Annotated in this window: 11 protein-coding genes and 1 pseudogene; 5 read left to right on the top strand and 7 right to left on the bottom strand. The window is 63.3% G+C overall.

The window, feature by feature from the left end; genetic code table 11:
- Window positions 1-55: 55 nt before the first annotated feature.
- On the bottom strand, window positions 56-1,177 hold the full coding sequence (gene zapE, locus AC1DE1_RS05925) for a cell division protein ZapE (RefSeq protein WP_477178953.1): 1,122 nt from the start codon (window positions 1,175-1,177) through the stop codon (window positions 56-58).
- A gap of 69 nt (window positions 1,178-1,246) precedes the next feature.
- On the bottom strand, window positions 1,247-1,936 hold the full coding sequence (locus AC1DE1_RS05920) for an alpha/beta hydrolase (protein ID WP_441602139.1): 690 nt from the start codon (window positions 1,934-1,936) through the stop codon (window positions 1,247-1,249).
- Window positions 1,937-1,984: 48 nt separating this feature from the next.
- On the opposite strand from AC1DE1_RS05920, the gene AC1DE1_RS05915 reads away from it, so the two are divergent.
- The gene (locus tag AC1DE1_RS05915) at window positions 1,985-2,581 is read left to right on the top strand and encodes an acyl carrier protein phosphodiesterase (RefSeq protein ID WP_477178952.1); all 597 of its coding nucleotides are present in this window, start codon (window positions 1,985-1,987) and stop codon (window positions 2,579-2,581) included.
- Between the two features lie 293 nt (window positions 2,582-2,874).
- Here the strand turns inward: AC1DE1_RS05915 and AC1DE1_RS05910 are convergent, their stop codons facing one another.
- From AC1DE1_RS05910 to AC1DE1_RS05895, 4 genes are all read right to left on the bottom strand, one after another.
- Window positions 2,875-4,233: a metal-dependent hydrolase family protein gene (locus tag AC1DE1_RS05910; protein WP_441602013.1), complete on the bottom strand. Its 1,359-nt coding sequence runs from the start codon at window positions 4,231-4,233 to the stop codon at window positions 2,875-2,877.
- Window positions 4,234-4,439: 206 nt separating this feature from the next.
- Window positions 4,440-7,094, bottom strand: a complete 2,655-nt coding sequence (gene plsB, locus AC1DE1_RS05905) for a glycerol-3-phosphate 1-O-acyltransferase PlsB (protein WP_441602014.1) — start codon at window positions 7,092-7,094, stop codon at window positions 4,440-4,442.
- A gap of 151 nt (window positions 7,095-7,245) precedes the next feature.
- Complete coding sequence (locus AC1DE1_RS05900; RefSeq protein WP_477178951.1) at window positions 7,246-8,247, bottom strand: hypothetical protein; 1,002 nt, start codon at window positions 8,245-8,247, stop codon at window positions 7,246-7,248.
- 308 nt (window positions 8,248-8,555) lie between these two features.
- Window positions 8,556-9,449 (bottom strand): 5'-nucleotidase, lipoprotein e(P4) family, encoded by an 894-nt coding sequence (locus tag AC1DE1_RS05895; RefSeq protein WP_477178950.1) that lies wholly within the window; start codon window positions 9,447-9,449, stop codon window positions 8,556-8,558.
- A 175-nt stretch (window positions 9,450-9,624) separates the two neighbouring features.
- Here AC1DE1_RS05895 and AC1DE1_RS05890 point away from each other — a divergent pair, with 175 nt between their 5' ends.
- The 4 genes from AC1DE1_RS05890 (at window position 9,625) to AC1DE1_RS05875 (ending at window position 17,183) form a co-directional block, all read left to right on the top strand.
- A complete protein-coding gene (locus AC1DE1_RS05890; protein WP_441602017.1) occupies window positions 9,625-10,653 on the top strand; it encodes an AI-2E family transporter in 1,029 nt (342 codons plus the stop codon).
- 74 nt (window positions 10,654-10,727) lie between these two features.
- On the top strand, window positions 10,728-10,910 hold the full coding sequence (locus tag AC1DE1_RS05885; protein WP_477178949.1) for a hypothetical protein: 183 nt from the start codon (window positions 10,728-10,730) through the stop codon (window positions 10,908-10,910).
- A gap of 96 nt (window positions 10,911-11,006) precedes the next feature.
- Window positions 11,007-13,865 carry a TonB-dependent receptor plug domain-containing protein gene (locus AC1DE1_RS05880; protein ID WP_477178948.1) on the top strand — a complete coding sequence of 953 codons (2,859 nt, stop codon included), beginning with the start codon at window positions 11,007-11,009 and terminating at the stop codon, window positions 13,863-13,865.
- Between the two features lie 420 nt (window positions 13,866-14,285).
- A complete protein-coding gene (locus tag AC1DE1_RS05875) occupies window positions 14,286-17,183 on the top strand; it encodes a TonB-dependent receptor domain-containing protein (RefSeq protein ID WP_477178947.1) in 2,898 nt (965 codons plus the stop codon).
- A 201-nt stretch (window positions 17,184-17,384) separates the two neighbouring features.
- Here AC1DE1_RS05875 and AC1DE1_RS05870 read toward each other — a convergent pair.
- Window positions 17,385-18,473 (bottom strand): annotated as a pseudogene (locus AC1DE1_RS05870) (tetratricopeptide repeat-containing sulfotransferase family protein); the annotation flags it as partial.
- Window positions 18,474-18,675 lie beyond the last annotated feature (202 nt).

Below are 18,675 nucleotides of genomic sequence, written 5' to 3'. Positions count from 1 at the left end.
CGCCCTGCGGTCGGCGTTCGCGCACAAGTGCGCTCCTACAAAGAGGGGACGGCGATCAGGGCAGGTGTTCGCTCGCCAGATATTCCTCGCTTTGCATTTCAATCAAGCGCGATTCCGTACGGCCGAATTCCGCGCGCAAGCCCTCGCCGTCGTACAGATCGGTGATCGCTGCCGCTGCGGACAGGATGAGTTTCACGTGGCGGTCGTAGAACTCGTCGACCAATTGCACGAAGCGTCGCGCGGCATCGTCGGTATAGATGGTGAACTGCGGCACGTTGGAGATGATCACCGCCGGGCTGGTCTTGGCCAGCTCGATGTAGTCGGCCACGGCGCGCGGGCCTTCGCACAGCGCGGCAAAGTCGAACCACACGATATTGCGGGCACGCTTGCGCACCGGGATCGCGCGATCGTTGATGATCAGCTCGCCACCATCCTGTACGGCGCCTTCGGCCTGGGTGGTGAAGATGCGCGACAGCGCGCGCTCCGCTTCGGCGCTCGGCGGCGTCTGGTATACCGGGGCCTGGGTGAGTGCACGCAATCGCCAGTCGTGCGAGGAAATCATCTGCACCACGCGGCAATGCTTTTCGATCAGCGCGATGGCCGGCAGAAAGCGCGCGCGCTGCAGGCCCTCCTTGTACAGGTTCTCCGGCGCAGTGTTGGAGGTGGTGACCAGGGTCACGCCGCGCTCGAACAGCGACTGCAGCAGCGTGCCCAGGATCATGGCGTCGCCGATGTCGTTGACCAGGAATTCGTCCAGGCACAGCACGCGGCAACGCGAGGCGATGTTGGCGGCGACCTCGATCAACGGATCCTGCCGTTCGCCCAGCTCGCGCAACTGCTCATGCACCTCGCCCATGAAGCGATGGTAGTGACGGCGCAACGCCATGCCGGGCGACAGGCTCGACACGAACATATCCATCAGGAAGGTCTTGCCGCGTCCCACGCTGCCCCACAGGTACAAGCCCTGCACGCCTTCGCGGGTGTCGTTGCCCAGCAGCGATTTCAGACGTCCAAACAAGCCGTTGCCATTGCCGTTCGCCGCGGCGGCGAGCAGGGCGGCATGCATGCGGTCGAACTCGGGCAGCAAGGCCTGCTGGGCCGGATCGGCCTCCCAGCGGTGCGCGCTGACGCCTTCGTGATAACGCGCACTGGGCGCGAGCAGGTCGGAATTACTCATGGGTACGGCGGACTCTACCGATGCCAGGTGGGGACGCCGGGCATCGCATCGGGGGGAGGTCGAGCAGCATCAGTCCTGACGCAGCGGCGGCAGCCAGGGCTGCACGGCGTGCTTGATGGCGCCGCGCAGATCCATCAGGCGGCGGTGGAAGAAGTGGCTGGTTTCGGGCATGCGCACCAGTTCAGGCTTGTGCTTCATGCCGTCGATCCAGTTGAACACGGTCTGCGGGTCGACCACTTCGTCTTCCTCGCCTTGCACCACCAGCCAGGGACAGGTGGGCAGCTGGATGTCCTCGAACGGCCAGCGACCGGCCGGCGGCGCGATGCTGATCAGCGCGTCGGCGCGCAGGCGCACCGCGTTGCGGATGGAGACATAGCTGCCGAACGAGAAGCCGGCCAGCCACAGGGCGTCGTCCGGGCGGGTCCGGCGCACCCAGGCCGCCACCGCGGCCAGGTCGTCGCCCTCGCCGTTGCCATGGTCATACGTGCCTTCGGATTCGCCCGTGCCGCGGAAATTGAAGCGCACGGTGTCCAGCCCGGACTCGCGCAGCGAGCGCTCTACCATGGTCACCACCTTGTTGTGCATGGTGCCGCCCTGGAGCGGGTGCGGATGGCAGATGATGGCGGTGCCGCGGCGTGCCTCTTCGGGCACGGCCACGTCGCTCACAGCTTCTAGCTTGCCGGCGGGCCCTTCCAGCGCGAAGCTGGAGGCCTGCTCCGGAAAACGGTCGGGTTGGGTGGGGATGATCACGGGGTTCATAAGCAAGATGATAACCGCCAGCTGGCCTCGGCGTTCGGGCCGGCCGCGATGAATCATCTTGCGCACACGTTGCTGGCCGGTGACGACGAGCTGCTGCAACTGGGCGGTTTCCTGGGGGATTTCGTCCATGGACAGCCCGATCCAGCCTTGCCACAGGGCGTGATCACGGGCATTCGCCTGCATCGGGCCATCGATGTGTTTACCGATAGCCATCCTGCGGTGGCAGAGGCGCGGGCGCTGCTGCCGGCGCCGTTCCGCCGTTACGGCGGGATCCTGCTGGACATGTGGTTCGACCACCTGCTTGCGCGCGATTTCCCGCGCTGGAGCCATCACTCGCTGGAGCCCTATTCGGCCCACCTGCGCGAGCTGCTGCACCGCTATGAGCCGCTGCTGCCGCCCGGCCTGCTGCGCTTTCGCAATTACATGGAGGCGCACGCGCTGCCGGCAGGCTATGCGCGGCTCGAGGAAATGGGCGCGGCGTTTGATGGGATTTCGCATCGCTTGAGCCGGAGCAATCCGGTCGGGGAGGCGTTGCCGGTGTTGATGGGCCTGGATCGCCCGCTGCAGGCGACGTTTGAGGTGTTTTATCCGGAGTTGAGGGGGTTTGCGGGCGAGTGGTTGGGGGAGAACGGGGCGGCCAGTTAACTGGAGCGCCTTTCGTCATCCCGCCGTCGCCGGCGTCCGCTTGTTGTAGGAGCGCACTCGTGCGCGACCAGCCGACGGAGCGGCACGCCCAACGTGGCGGTCGCGCACAAGTGCGCTCCTACAAGGAGGGTGCCAGCCTGGGCGTCGGATCAAAGTTGCCGATTGGCTCTTTGTGGGAGCGCACCCTGTGCGCGACAAGCCTACGGAGCAGCACACCCAGGCGTGGCAGTCGCGCACAGGGTGCGCTCCCACAGATAAGCAACGACGCTAGACGGAGAAGGGACCAGGCAAACTCAATTCACCGCTTCCTTCCCATCCTCTTTGTAAACCACGCCACCCTTCATCACGAAGTTCACCTTCTGCATCACGGTGATGTCTTCGATCGGGTTGCCGGGCACGGCGATGATGTCGGCCATGCGGCCCACGGCGATCTGGCCCAGTTCGTTCTGTTTGTGCAGCAGTTCGGCGGCATGGGTGGTGGCGGCTTGCAGCACGAACATCGGCGGCATGCCGGCTTGCACCATGTATTGGAACTCCTTGGCGTTCTGGCCGTGCGGATAGACGGCGGCATCCGTGCCGAAGGCGATCTTCACGCCGGCCTTGTAGGCCTTGCCGGCGGTGGTCTGGATGATCGGGCCCACCTGCAGCGCCTTGGCGGCGACTTGCGGCGGGTAGTAGCCGGGTTTGGCGGCCATTTCCTGCACGTACTTGCCGGCGATGATGGTGGGCACGTACCAGGTGCCGTGTTCCTTCATCAGCTTCATGTCCTCATCGTTCATGAAGGTACCGTGCTCGATCGAATCGACGCCGGCCAACACCGCGCGGCGGATCGCTTCGGCGCCGTGCGCGTGCGCGGCCACGGTGAAGCCGTAGTCGTGAGCGGCGGTGACCACAGCCTTGATTTCTTCGATGGTCATCTGCGCGTTGTCGGCGCTGCTGCTTTCGTCGAGCACGCCGCCGGAGGGCATGATCTTGATGACGTCCACGCCATCCTTGTAGTGCTGGCGCACGGCCTTATAGGCGTCGTCGGCGCTGTTGATGATGCCGTCCTTGGGGCCGGGATTGCCGGCCAGGTCCATGCGATAGCCGTCGGTGGGGTCGGCATGGCCGCCGGTGCTGCCGATCGGCCGGCCGGCGGTGAAGATGCGCGGACCCGGCACGATGCCGGCATTGATGGCATTGCGCAGCGAAATGGATTCGTTGCCCGCGTCGCCGAGATTGCGCACCGCGGTAAAGCCGGCCATCAGCGTGCGGCGCGCGTAAACGGTCGAGCGGATCGCGTAGTCGGAAATATTCCAGCGGAACTGATCGGTGTAACCGGAGGGGCTGGTTTCGCTGGTGAGATGCGTGTGTGCGTCGATCAGGCCGGGCAGGCAGGTGCCGTTGATGAACTTCTCAAAGCGAAAGCTCGCGCCCGAGGTCTTGGCGGCGTTGGCGTAGGAGCTGTAGTCGACGAAGCCGGACTTGATCTCCTTGACCTGCTTGCCTTCGATCACCAGCGTGGTTTCGCCCAGCAGCTTGCCCGCGGCGGTGTCGACCAGGTGCGCACACTGCAGCACGGTGACGTCCGGCGGAGACTGCGCGGGTTCGGCCGCAATGGCGGTGGGCAGCGCAAGGGCTGCAGCGATGGCGAAGGCAACGCGTGTGGTCATGATGAGCTCCCCGGGTGAAGCGCTCATCTTAGGGTGAGACCGGGGCGGCCGACCCATGACGAACTACCTATATGGGGTCGCGATGCGTGGGTCGGTTCGTCCTGCTGGATCTTGCGACGTGGCCGCAAAGGAAGCCGTCATCCCGACACTCGCCCCCTCACTTGGGGTGCGCCGGGATGACGATAGGAGGTGGCAGCGATGCCGCCTCAGTCCTTCGACGGCGTATCACCGTTCGCGCTCTCTTCCACCGTCGCCGTTTCCACCACCGTCGCCTCGACCGGCGCATGTTCATGCTGCTCCGCCGCCACATGGCGTTCGTGCAGTGCCTCGCTGGTGGCATCGGCGGGCAGCGGCTTTTCGGGCGATGCATCCTTCTCGCCGTCGCCGCCGGGGGTGATCTTGAGGATGGAGTGGCGTACCTCGCGGGAAAGGATCACGCGGGCATCGCGCACCATGCCCTCAAGCGCGGTGTCGTAGTCGAGCTTGCCGGCGTCGTCAGTCCACACGATGCGGTTCTCGCGCAGCTTCTGGATGAAGCCGCGGAACAGCGCCTTGTCGAAGAACTCCGGCGCCGACAATTCGTTGAGCATGCTCAGGCGCTGGGCGGTGAGCGTGCAGGCGTTCTCAAGCTCGGCCGAAGAGAGCGTATGCGGCCCGTTCTTCACCAGCGCGGCGATGGTGATGTAGTAGCGCTCGAACGCCTGGATCAGGCTGCGCGCAATGATCTTGAGCTGGAACGCCGCATCGTCCTGGCCCGGGCCGCGCTCGAGCACGCGGCCGTCGCCGGTCGCTTCGAGCAGCCCGCGGCGCACGAAGAAATCGATGGTGGCCTGCAGCTGTGCGCAGAACCCGTCGGCATCCCACGGCAGGAACAGCTCGCCCTGGATGAACGGATAAATGATGCGGCCCAGGCGCAGCACCGAGGCGCGCGACATGCGGCGATTGTTGAGGAAGCACGAAGCCACCCACGCCGCCGTGGCCGTGAGGTGCAGCACGTTGTTGCGGAAATAGCTCAGCAACACCGCCTGCTCGTCTTCGGTCACCAGCACGTCGCCCAGCGGATGGCGCACGCGGCGGATCCAGCCCATCTGTTCGCCGTAGGCGATGATGCCAGCCGGGTCCATCGCGGTGAGCGTCATGCGGTCTGAATAAGGCAGCTCTTCCAGCAGTCCCTTCATCAGCTCGAGTTGCGCGAGCAGATCGTTCTCCGCCATCGCGTGCTTGGGCGTGGCGAGCAGCGCCAGCGCCAGCAGGTTGATGGGGTTCATGTCCGCGGCGCGGTTGATGTTGATCTGGATCTTGTCGGCCAGATCGTCCACCACGCGGCCCAGCCACTCGGGCTTGGCATCGGGATCGTCGGTACGCCAGTCGGGACTGGCGGCGTCGAGCATGGGGTTGAGTTCGATCGGCTCGCCGAAATTCAGCGCGACGTGCCCATAGCGCTGGCGCAGCACCTTGAGTCCGCGCAGCAGGCCGATCAGCGATTCCTTCTCCTTGGGCTTGCCGGAGAGTTCGCCGATATAGCTCTTGCCCTCCATCAGCTTCTCGTAGCCGATGTATACAGGCTGGAACAACACCGGGCGGCGCGGCGCGCGCAGGAAGGCACGCACCGTCATCGCCAGCATGCCCGCGCGCGGCGCCAGCAGGCGGCCCGTGCGCGAGCGGCCGCCTTCGATGAAGTACTCCATCGGTACGCCGCGATCGATCAGCTGCGCCACGTATTCATTGAACACCACCGAATACAGCGCATTGCCCTTGAAGCTGCGGCGCAGGAAGAACGCGCCGCCGCGCCGCAGGATCGGTCCGATCACCGGCAGATTGAGATTCACGCCCGCCGCGATATGCGGCACCACCACGCCGGACATATGCAGCTGATACGACATCAGCAGATAGTCCGCATGGCTGCGATGGCAGGGCACATAAACCACTTCGTGACCGGGCGCGGCAGCACGGGCCTTTTCGAAGTGATGCATGGCGATGCCGTCGTACAGCTTGTTCCAGAAATTCGAAAGCAGGAACGAGGCCGAGCGCACCACCGGGTGCGAATAGTCGGCGGCAATCTCCATCACCAGGTCGTGTGCACGACGCCATGCCTTGGCCTGGCTGATGTTTTCCTTCGCGGCCGTGGCGGCGATGGCGGCGCGCACCGGCTCGGCGTTCAACACCGAATCGACCACGGTGCGGCGATGCGACAGATCGGGACCGATCACCGCCGCGCGGATGCGGCGGAAGTGCGTGCGCAGCACGCGGGCGATCTTGCGGGTGAGGCGTTCCGGGCGGATCTCGCCCGCTTCGTTGACTACCGTGCGCAGCGATACCGGGGTGGAGAAATGCACTACCGTGTCGCGGCCATTGAGCAGCAGCGCCAGCATGCGGCGGAAACGGCCGACGACGACCCAGTTTTCCGAAAACAGCACGCTGAACCAGCCTGACTCGCGGGTGGGCGCGCGACCGACATAGATGGACACGGGCACGATCTGCACGTCGCGCTCGGGGTCGCCTTCCAGCGAGCGCACCAGCTGGCCCAACGGTTCGCTGGGCGAGCGCTTGCGGCTGCGGCCGAACAGCCAGCCGTCGCGGCGGGCCAGGGCAAACACCGAGCGCTTGCGGCGCGTACCCGAGAGCGGCGCCATCGGCGACGGCAAGCCGGCCTCGCGGCAGGCGCGCTCCAGGATCAGGGCATCGGAAAAGCCATCGCGCTCGATCACATAGCAAACCGGTATGCCCGCCTTGAGCAAGGCGGCCGGTTCGGCGGGATCGCGGCGGATGCGCATCCAGGGTTCGAGCAACTGCCCGGCCAGGTTGAACCACCAGGGCGCGCGGCTACGGGCGGGAGAGTCCGTGGTCGACATATTCTGCATTCCCCAATTGTAACTGGTGCGACCCGGTGACCCGGAGTGTTGGCGGTCTGGCGGGGTCGGTCATGCGCCTGCTGACCCAACGCAAACGGCACTCATGGCGCCGCTCCGGCCTTTTACCGGAGCCGAAGTAAACAAGGTGTTTTGGCGGGGCTCAGTGCTTGGCCGGCGGCTTCGTCGTCATGGCCTGGATAGGCGTGCTGACGCTGGCCGGCATCGCCGGCGCCGGAACACTGCCAGCGGGAGCGGGCGGAGCAAGCAGGCGCTCATGCGCCTCGCGCACGTTCTTGAGCACATCCTCGCTATACCAGCGCCCGTCCTGTTCGATCAGATCGGATTCGGTGGTCAACGGCTTGCCCAGCAAGGTGTAGTCGATGCGCACATGGGCATGGCCGTTGCGGTTCTCCACCGTGCTGACCTTGGCCGAATCGAGCGTGTCGTCGACCGACAAGCCATACACCGCCAGCGCCTGCTTGATGCCCAGGAAGCCGGCGCTGTACTTCTGCATCGCCGTGTCGAAGTCCATCGCCTTCAGCTGCTCGGGCGTCTTCAGGTCGAGCTTGCGGGCGGTGGCGACGGCGATGCCGACCACCTGCTTGGCGCGCGCCTGGTCAAACCACGGCACGGTCTGGGCCCACGGCGCGAGCACGTTGATAACCTCGGTGGCCTGCTGCTTCTGCGGGTTGGTGAGGTCCTTGCTCTGCGACACGCCAGTGGCGGCAATCGCCTGGAAGATGCCGATCATCACCGGCACCTGGTCCTGGTACTGCGCCTGCAGCTGGGCCAGCTTGGGCTTGGCCACTGCGTAGAGCTTGGTTTCGGCATCGGGCGCGGTGAGCTGCTTCATGGTCTTGATGAAGTCCGCGCGGTCTTCTGGCGTCAGCGGGTGCTCGTCGGGACGTGGGCGCGTCCAGTCGGCGCGCAGCGTGTCGTAGTCGGCCGGGGGCAGGGCGTGCTTCCAGAAGCCGGCGAAGTCGCCGGTCTTGATCAGCGCAATCGACTGCTGCACCGACGCCTCGGGCGTATCGCCGCCGACCACCACCGGCACCGGTCCGACGGTCTTGTGGTGCGAGGTCATGAACAGCGCGGCCGCCGTGGCCAGCACCAGCAGGGCAATGAACGCACCAACGGCGTAGTAGACGGATGAGCGACGCATGGAATCTCGTTTGGTGGCGCCAGGCGACGCGAGGCGGTCGGCTGAGCGTAAGGGTGTCGACTCTGCGTGAACAAGAGGCGTGACACCAAGTTGGGAGCCCGTTCAAGCGCTCTTTAAGTAGCACCAAAAGAAAACCCCGCGGGCGTTGAGCCTCACGGGGTAATCCGGCAGAGCCGGAAGGGAAATGGCCTTGCCTGCGGAGTTATCAAGGTCAGCAGGTGTCAGCGGGGAGGATGTTACTTCCCCGTCAAACTTAAAGCAATACTTTAGGTTTAAGCTCGTAAGTCGTTGTTTTTACTTGACAGAAATCAGTCAAAACGCAGCGACTGGATCTTCTGGCGGCGACGTTCGTCGCGCGGGGCCGTGTAGTCATTATTAAACAGAGCGGGCTCCCATGCGCCATAGGTCGGGTTGGGCAGCACGAACCAGCGGGTGCCGATCCAGTCCATATAGGGCTTCATGGCCTTCTGACGGCCTTCGGCGTTATTGGCCAGAACGGTCACAAAATCGCCGATCTGGTCGCCAAACTGCATCAATACGCGATATTTGTGGCTGATCAGCTGACGGCGGCAGCCCTTCTCGGTGCCGATCTGTTCGCAGTCTTCGACAAAGGTGCCCAGGCCCAGGAAGGACTCCGGACCGGCCACCGGCAGGCCGGCCTTGCGCAGATTGGCCAGGGTCGCCTGGTCCAGGTCCTTGGCGCGGTTGGAGATGTAGATCACCGCGATGCCGTGCTTGGCGGCGAACTGGGTGAACTCCACCACGCCCGGCAGGGCGCGGGCGCGCTGCTCGTTGCACCAGGCCGCCCAGTCGGCCTCGTTGTACTCGCCGCCGCTCTTGATCAGGCGTGCCTGGTAGGGCGAGTTGTCGAGCACGGTTTCGTCGATGTCGAGCACCACGGCCGGCTTGAGGTCCTTGACCGGCGCCACGCGGTCGTCCTTGGGCAGCGCATCCCACTGCTTGTCGGCCAGGGCGGCCGGCAGGCGGGCCTGCGCGTCGCGGTAGGTCTGCAGATAGATCAGATCATGCTCGATCGCCGTCTGGCTCCAGGCGACCGCATTGAGGTTGTCATCGGCCGGCGTCCTGGGCGTCGGCGCGGCGGCAACCGGGGCGACCGGTGCAGGCGTCTTGGTCGGGGTGGACGTGGAACAACCGGCAAGCAGGACCAGGGCGGCAAGCGCCGCCGACAAACGAACGGACATAGAGGATTCCCGAGTAAACAGAGCGCGCAGAATCGGACAAGTTTACGACAGGGGCGTGTCGACGCCGCCTCTGCGCGCGCCCTGGCCGCCTGCTTCGTGGGTACAACGACAGGGCTGGCGGCCCTCATCGGCTACTGACAGACTGCCTCCCATCCCCGCCGCCGCATGAAGTTGCATGGAACCTGCCCAGAACGTCCGTCCGCCGTCGTCGGCCATCCGCATCACCAGCTATGTGCTGGCCGGCCTCGCGCTGGTGCTGGTGTTGGGATTGCGACTTCTGCCTGCGTTGTTCGCCGGCCTGCTGGTCTACGAGCTGGTGCAATCGACCGCGCCGCTGCTGGGCAAGCGGGTGCCCGGCGACCGCGCGCGGGTGCTGGTGGTGGCCTTGCTCGCCACCATCGTGGTGGGTTTGCTGGTGTTGCTGATCCTTGGCGCGGTGAGTTTTCTGCGCAATGAAATCGGCAACCCCGAGCTGTTGTGGCAACAGCAATTGATGCCGCTGGTGGAGAAGGCACGCGAGCAGTTGCCAGGGACCGTGGTCGGCTGGTTGCCCGACAGCGTCGACGACTTGCGCGTGATGGCGCTGGAACTCACGCGCAAGCACTCGGTGAGCCTGCAGACCATCGGCAAGGAGGCGGCGCGCGTCTTCGTGCACATCCTGATCGGCATGGTGCTCGGCGCCATCGTGGCGCTCAGCCGCGCGCGTCCGGCGCATCAAGTCGGCCCGCTGGCTTCTGCGCTGGGCCTGCGTGCGCAGCGACTGGCGGAAGCATTCCACAACATCGTTTTCGCGCAGATCAAGATTTCGCTGCTCAACACGACATTTACCGCGATTTTCCTGCTCGGCGTGTTGCCGTTGATGGACATCCACGTGCCGCTGGCCAAGACCTTGGTGGTGGTGACCTTCATCGTTGGCTTGCTGCCGGTGATCGGCAATCTGATTTCCAACACGGCGATCACCATTGCGGGCTTGTCGATTTCGCTGGGCGTCGGTATTGCGGCGCTCGGCTTTCTCATCCTGATCCACAAGCTCGAGTATTTCCTCAATGCACGTATCGTGGGCAGCCAGATCCGCGCGCGTGCGTGGGAGTTGCTGGTGGCCATGTTGCTGATGGAAGCCGCCTTTGGACTGGCCGGCCTGATTGCCGCGCCGATCTACTACGCCTATCTCAAGAGCGAGCTTGAAGCCGAACGGCTGATCTGAGTCGCCGCGCGCGTACTCGCGCGCCAACGCAAAAAACCACGCAGCGTCCGTTCGCACTTGCGAAGGGGCGCAGTGTGTTGCGCACCATCAGTAGTGACCTGCGAATTCCAGCGCTTTCCTGCGAGCGCATCGCAACTCTCAAGTGCAAGAAAATAGTTATTGCGCTTCAATTACTTGCGAGTTTCTTGGGGCTGTTGCGACGCGCCTTCTTCGTGTTAGAAAGCCAAACAGGTGATTTCATTTGGGCGTCCAAATGATGACAACCCCGCGGGAGACGGGGGCGCCGAAATCATCGGGCGTGCGAAGACGCGCGTGTGGGACATCCATTCATAGATTCGATGTAGGGGAGATCCATGTTGAAGTCCAAGCTCACGGCCGCCGTGCTGGCGGCCTTGGCGTTCGGCTGCGCGCCAGCCTTCGCCGCAACTACCGATGCAAGCAGCAACGCCCAGCCGGGCAGTGCCGCTGCGACGGGTTCGAACGCCGACGCGGCGCAGGACCAGTCCACCGATACCGATGCGCAAAAGAAGGCCAAACGCCTCGATGCGGTCACCGTCAGCGGCACGCTGATCAACAATGCGCAGATCCAGACCGCCGCGCCGATCTACACGATCACCAGCCAGGAAATCAAAGCCCGCGGCTTCAACAGCGTGGCTGAAGTGCTGCAGAGCTCGGTGTTGTCCACCGGTTCCGTGCAGGGCCCGCAGGCCAGCGGCGGTTTCACCCAGGGTGCGCAGACCATCAGCCTGTACGGCTTGAATCCCGAGTACACGCTGACCCTGATCGATGGCCGGCCGATCACCCAGTTCGGCCAGCTGTACAACGGGCAGAGCAACTTCACCAATATCTCCAACATCCCGTTGGCGATGATCGACCACATCGACGTGCTGCCCGGCGGCGCCTCGTCCATCTACGGTTCGCAGGCCATTGCCGGCGTCGTCAACATCGTGACCAAGCAGCACATGGATGGCGCCGAAGTGCTGGTGCGCGCGGGCGGCTATGACGGCGGCGGCGGCTCCAGCCAGCGTTTGTCGCTGACCTTCGGCCACCAGTTCGGCAAGCTCGACGTGCTCGGTGCGGTCGAATTCGACAACCAGTCGCCGATCTGGGCGTACCAGCGCTCGTTCACCGCGACCAATCCCACGCCGGTCACGGTGGCGCGCGTGCTCGACTACGGCACGCTCGATACGTACACCGGCGCCGTGCAGGGCTATATCAGCCCACAGGATAACTGCGCCGCGATGAGCGGCCTGTTCAAGGGCACCACGGTCAACGCGCATTCGACCGACACCAGCCGCACCGGCACCTTCTGCGGTTCGAACGACGTCTACGGCTACACCACGCTGCTCAATCAGAGCCGCAGCTACGACGGCATGCTGAAGCTCAAGTACAACGTCAACGATTACGTGCGTCTGTACGGCGACGCGCTGGTCGATTGGCAGCAGCAGAAGTGGACGCCTGGCTCGGACTACAACTGGTGGGGTCCGATCGACTATCCGGGCGGGCTGATCGAAGACACCAACGGCCACATCCTCTATCCCGAGCGTGTGTTCGGCCCGGAAGAAGTGGGCAACAACTACTACAACCAGCTTGGCCGCCAGGATGACCTGATGTACCAGGCCGACATCGGCGCGAACGGCAGCTTCGGCGATTCGAACTGGTTGTGGGACATTTACTTCGTGCGTTCCGGCGACCGCACCACCTCAAGCACGCCGGAGCGCATGACGACTGCGGTGGACAACTACTTCGGCAACATTCTTGGTCCGCAGATGGGCAACGACCCCAACACCGGCCTGAACGTCTACAACCCGAACTATGCGCAGTTCTATACCCCGCTGACCCCGGCCCAGCTGGCCAGCTTCATGCAGAACATCAGCAGCGAATCCAACACCTGGGTCAACAACACGCGCGCCACCGTGAGCAACAGCAGCCTGTTCTCGCTGCCGGGCGGCGATGCGGCGTTGGCCGTGCTGGTGGAAGGCGGCAGCCAGGCCTGGTACGAGCCGATCAATCCGCTGATCTTGAACAACGAAGTGTGGGGGCTTACCGGAACTTCCGGTGGCGGCACGCGCAGCCACGCGGCGTCGGCGTTCGAGTTCAATGCGCCGATCTGGAAGATGCTCACGGTCGATCTGTCCGGTCGCTATGACCACTACAGCACCTCCGATAGCGACACGGGCAAGTTCACCTACAAGGCAGGCCTGGAATTCCGTCCCTGGGAAACGCTGCTGTTGCGTGGCAACTACTCCACCTCGTTCCTTGCGCCCGACATGTCGGCGCTGTTCCTGGGACCGAGCGGCAACTACCAGAACGTCACCGACTACTATCTGTGCCAGACGCAGGGCAACGGCCAGAACTGCAGCCAGAACTACACCACCGAAGTGTCGGGCACGACGTTGTCCAATCCCAAGCTCAAGCCGACCACGGCCAAGAGTTGGTCCGCAGGCTTCGTGTGGGCGCCGATCAACAACCTCAGCATCACCGCCGACTACCTGCACATCAACATCAGCAACGAGGTGGCCCCACAGCCGGCCGATCTGCTGATGAAGGAAAACGCGCAGTGCCTGGAAGGCCAGCTGCCGGCCAATTCGCCGGACTGCCTGGCGGCGACCTCGCAAGTGGTGCGTGACCAGTTCACCGGCCAGGTCACCAGCATCACCCAGTACTACATCAATGTGTCGAGCGAGCAGACCGAGTCGGTGACCTCGCAGATCAAATACCTGTTCAACCCCAGCCCCGTCGGCCAGTTCAACCTGCAGCTCGACTGGAACGACATGCTCAAGCATGCCTACCAGATCTACCCGGGCGGCCCGACCATCAACCAGCTCACCAATCCCCTGTACAGCTCGGAATTCAAGAGCATCGTCAGCGGCGCACTGGGCTGGTCGTTCCACGACACCTGGTCGAGCACGGTGTACTACCACCGCGATGGACCGTCGCCGAACTACACCGGCCTGATCAACGGTCCGAACTACCCCGGCGATGCCAAGGTGGCGCCGTGGATCACCTGGAACTGGAGCGTCACCTACTCGCCTACCAAGGACGTGGACGTGTCGTTGTTGACCAACAACGTGTTCAACAAGATGCCGCCCAAGGACGGCTCCTATGCCGGCACCTATCCGTACTACAACAACGAGAACTACAACGTTTACGGTCGCGAAGTGATGCTGCAGCTGCAGTGGCGTTTCGGGGGCCATACCAGCAACGGTTGATGTCCCGCGACGTGATCTGACCCCAGCAAGCCGAGTCCTCCGCTTGCACGCGAAAGCCCCGCCAGACTGGCGGGGCTTTTTTTTTTTTGGTCCATACGCCTGCGTTCCAGCAGGCTTTGGTGAAAGCGCTCTCGGCCTTTACGGGGCGTTTTGTAGGAAAAACCCTACAGGCTGTTGTCACATTCCTTCAAAAAAAATACGCAAATTCACACACTTACGAATTCGCAAGAACAAACGGTTGTGTAAAAAATTTGTCCCGTGCTAAACGTAATTTTACGGTTTGTTCAGCAAGCCGTCAGCTAAACAAGCCGTAAGCGCTAACGCTTTTTCAACGTAGGGATGTGTCGGGGGAGAGCCGGCACAACTCAGAACGCGGCAGCAAACGATCACAAATCTTTGCTTTTTAGTAGGGGAGACAACATGTTGAAGTCCAAGCTCGCGGTTGCCGTGCTGGCAGCCATGGCGTTCGGTTATTCGTCGGTTTATGCGGCCGATGCGCCGTCACCGATGCCGCAGGATTCCTCGGGCACGCAAAGCCAGCCGCAGGATAGCGCCGACGCCAAGAAGGCCAAGAAGCTGGAGGCCGTCACGGTCACCGGCTCACTGATTCCGCAGTCGCAGGTGGAAACGGCGCAACCGGTGATCAGCATCACTGCGGAAGATCTCAAGGCACGCGGTTTCACTACGGTGGCCGAGGCGCTGCAACAGGCTTCGTTCGCGACGGGTAGTGTGCAGGGCCCGCAGAACAACAACTCGTTCACCACTGGTGCGCAGACCCTGAGCATGTTCGGTCTGCCGGTGGGCTTCACCAAATACCTGATCGACGGCCGGCCGATGGGCGACTTCCCCGGCCTGTACAACGGCAGCGACATCTTCAACAACCTGAGCAACATCCCGATGGAGATGGTCGATCACATCGACGTTCTTCCGGGTGGCCAGTCGTCGCTGTACGGCTCCGATGCCATCGCTGGCGTCGTCAACATCGTGCTCAAGAAGCACGTGGACGCACCGACCATCGACGTGCGCGCGGGCGGCTACAGCGAGGGCGGCGGTTCGAGTCAGCGCATCAGCTTTGCCGACAGCTTCACCTTCGGCAAGTTCAACACCATGATCGGTGTGCAGTACGAGCAGAAGAAGCCGATCTGGGGCTATCAGCGCGACCTGACCAAGCAGTACTTCACCGACGGTACGACGCCGCCGACCGCATCGCGCGACTATCTGTTCGCGAGCGGCTTGACTGGCAAGTATCTTTTCCTTGATCCGAACAACTGCTCCACGGTGGCCAGCGGCTACGGCGGCACCGAAGCGAAGCAGAACCGCGCGGGCAAGGGTGACTACTGCGGCTCGCAGTACAGTGCCGGCTACGCGACGCTTGGCAATGACGACAAGACCGCGAACCTTTATTCGCACTCCACCTTCGACGTCAGCGACAACCTGCAGCTCTACGGCGACCTGCTCTACAACTACGAAGAGCAGAAGTTCACCTCGGGCAGCAACACCACGTTCTGGGGTACCAGCGTTGCCACCGCCGGCAGCACGGCGGGCTACTTCTGGGATCCGACGCGCAATGGCGGCAACGGTGACCTGGTTCTGGCGCAGAAAATCTTCACGCCGGAAGAAGTGGGTGGCTTCTCCAACATCATGAGCAAGCAGTACGACAGCTCGTACATGTTGACCTTGGGTGGCAAGGGTACGTTCGGCCAGTCCAACTGGGACTACGATCTGGGCTTCACCCACTCCGACGATCAGCTGACCAACCGCGACTTCGCGCGCTTCACCGGACCGATCGAAAAGTACTTCTCCGATCACGTCATGGGTCGCCAGCAGGGCACGTATTCGGGCTATCCGGTGTTCACGCCCAACTACGCGGCGCTGTACAACCAGATATCCACGTCGGACTTCCGTAGCTTCACCGGCTACACCACGTCCCATGCCAAGACCTGGGATAACCTGCTCCGCGGCCAGGTGACCAACCAGTCCTTGTTCCAGATTGGCGGCGGTGAGGCCGGCCTCGCCTTGGTCATGGAAGGCGGCAATCAGGGTTGGGATTCCACGCCGGATCCGCGCCTGCTGGAGACCATCACCGACATCAACGGCAATCAGCAGAGCTACGTCTACGGCACCAGCGCCACGCCCGGTGCGGGCCATCGTTCGCGCTTTGCGACCACGGCCGAGTTGCGCCTGCCGTTGCTGGAACAGGTCACCATGGATCTGTCCACGCGTTACGACGCCTACAAAGTCGACAGCCAGACCGTGGATCACACCACGTTCAACGCGGGTATCGAGTACCGTCCGTTCGAAACACTGTTGCTGCGCGGTCGTTACGGTTCGGCGTTCAAGGTGCCTACGCTGGCCGATGAATTCCAGCGACCCAGCGGTTACTACGACTCGGTCACCGACTACCTCAACTGCGCACGCCTTGGCTTTGCGCCGGCCGTGGCGCCGACCAAGTGCCCCATCCCGTACGACGCCACGCAGTATCAGGGCCTGACCTATGGCAACCCGGCGCTGCAGCCGATCACCGCCAAGGTGTGGAGCTACGGCTTCGTGTGGGCACCGATCGAGCGCATGTCCGTCAGTGCCGACTATCTGCATTGGGACATCAACAACGAAGTCACCCAGGTCGATCCGGACAAGCTGTCCCAGACCGAATACCTGTGCGACACCGGCACGCTGGATCCCAAGTCGGGCACCTGCGCGCAGGCTTTCAACCTGATCACTCGCGGACCGGGCAAGGGCAATCTGCTGGGCCAGATCACCAATATTTCCACGCCCAAGCTCAACCTGGCCAACGAGCAGGTCAACGCCGTCACAGCGAACTTCAGCTACCTGCAGCCGATCGGCGCGTTCGGCAACCTGGCCGCTCAGCTGTCCTACTCGGACATCCTCAAGCACACGACCCAGGACTTTGTGATCGATCCGAAGATCGACGTGCTGCGCGAGCCGTTCTACAGCACGGACTTCAAGTCCAAGGTCAACGGCTCGCTCACCTGGTCGCTCGACCAGTGGAGCGCGACGGCGTACTTCAACCGCTATGGCAGCACGCCGAACTACCTGGCCAGCGTGCTGAACAGCTATGAAGCACCGGGCACCGGCAAGCTGCCGCCGTGGATCCTGTACAACGTCAGCGTGACGTACAACCCCATCAGGAGCCTCGGGCTCTCGCTGCTGGTGAACAACGTGTTCAACAAGATGCCGCCCAAGGACGACAGCTATCCCGGCACGACCAACCAGCCGTATAACACGCTCAACTACAGCGTGTACGGCCGCGCGATCTACCTGGAAGCGAAGTACAGCTTTGGCGGGACTGCCAAGTAATCGGCAACGGTTGCCTGGTATTGGAACGGCCCCGCGAAAGCGGGGCCGTTTTCATTTTGAGGCTTGGCGCGCCTAGCGTTCGAACGCGACGCCTGCCTTCTCAAGCACATCGAACAGCGGCAACAGCTGCGCCTCGTACTTCTTCCAGCGCCGGATGGCTGTTCGATACATGGGTGCACGAACCTGTACGGCGCTTGCCGTATTCACCGGTGCATCGTTCTTCTCGAACTGCAGGCAGCGCTCGTCCCACGAAAGACCGCAGAATTCGAGTACGCGACGGGTGTGTTCCTCTTGCGAGTCCACCAGCGCTTCATATTCCACTTCAAGAATGCGGCCAGGAAGCACGCCTCGCCAGTGCGCCATCAGGCGATCGAACAAGGCGAAATAGCGCCCCGTGTCCAACAGGTCGAACGAATAGCCGTAGAGCGGCGACAGCTGCGAAAACAGCTGGCGGAAGTTGCTCAGGCAGGTGTCGATGGGGTCGCGGCGCAGGCAGACGATCCGCGCGTTGGGCAAGGCGTGGGCGATGTGACCCGCATACAGAAAGTTGTGCGGCAGCTTGTCGATGAAGCGGGGGCGCTGTGAGGTTGCCGGCCGTGTGCTGGCAAGGTAATCGGCGCCTAGCTTCGCCCAGTCGATATTTCCGGCGCGCGCGATGGTATCCCGGTCGATCATCGGGAACGTCGTACTGCCGCTGAGGCGCTTCAGCACGGCGCCGAAGTTCTGCAGCTCGCCGGCCGAATAGACATCCGGATGGCTGGAAATGATGCGCTCGACCAGCGTCGTGCCCGAACGCGGCATGCCGATGATGAAGATGGGTTCGCGGGTCGGATCGCCCGAGGTCGTGGCCATCGGCTCGGGAAACTGCCGCGTTATCGCATCAAACAAGGCTTCATCGGTGTGGATGGCATATCCGCGCGCCTCCTTGCCCGCCGACTTGCCCTTGACCAGACGCTCGAAGGCCGCGCCGTACTCGCCCAGGTCTTCGTGCTCTTTCGCCAATGCCATGTTGACGAAGGTCTGCGCGTTGACGTCCTGTACGTGGGAGTCAGCCAGATGCTCAAGGCGCGGGATGTGATTGCTCTCGCGTGTCTGGCGCCGCAGCTGCGCCAGCGTAAGGTGAGCTCCCCAGAAGGTCGGGTCGATGGCGATGCAACTTTCCAGCGCTTCTTCCGCCGCCGGTAGATCGCCAATGGCAACCAGCGCCGTGGCCAGATTGAAGCGATAGGGAGCATGTTGCGGCATCAACGACACGGCGCCACGGAATGCCGCGGCTGCACGTTCGTGCATATGCGCCTGTGTGTAGATCACGCCCAGCGTGTCCAGCGTGAACGGGTCCGACGGGCGCAACGCCATCGCCTTGTCCGCCGCCTGCAATGCCTCGCGCGAGCGCCGCACCACGGTCAAGGCCTTGGCGAACTGGGTCGCATAATCCGCGCGCTCGGGTGCAAGATCCGACGCCTTGTGCAGAAAGCCCAGGGCCAGGGGCAGT

Source organism: Dyella sp. 05T440, from assembly GCF_056395965.1.
This window is presented reverse-complemented; position numbering and strand designations above follow the sequence as displayed.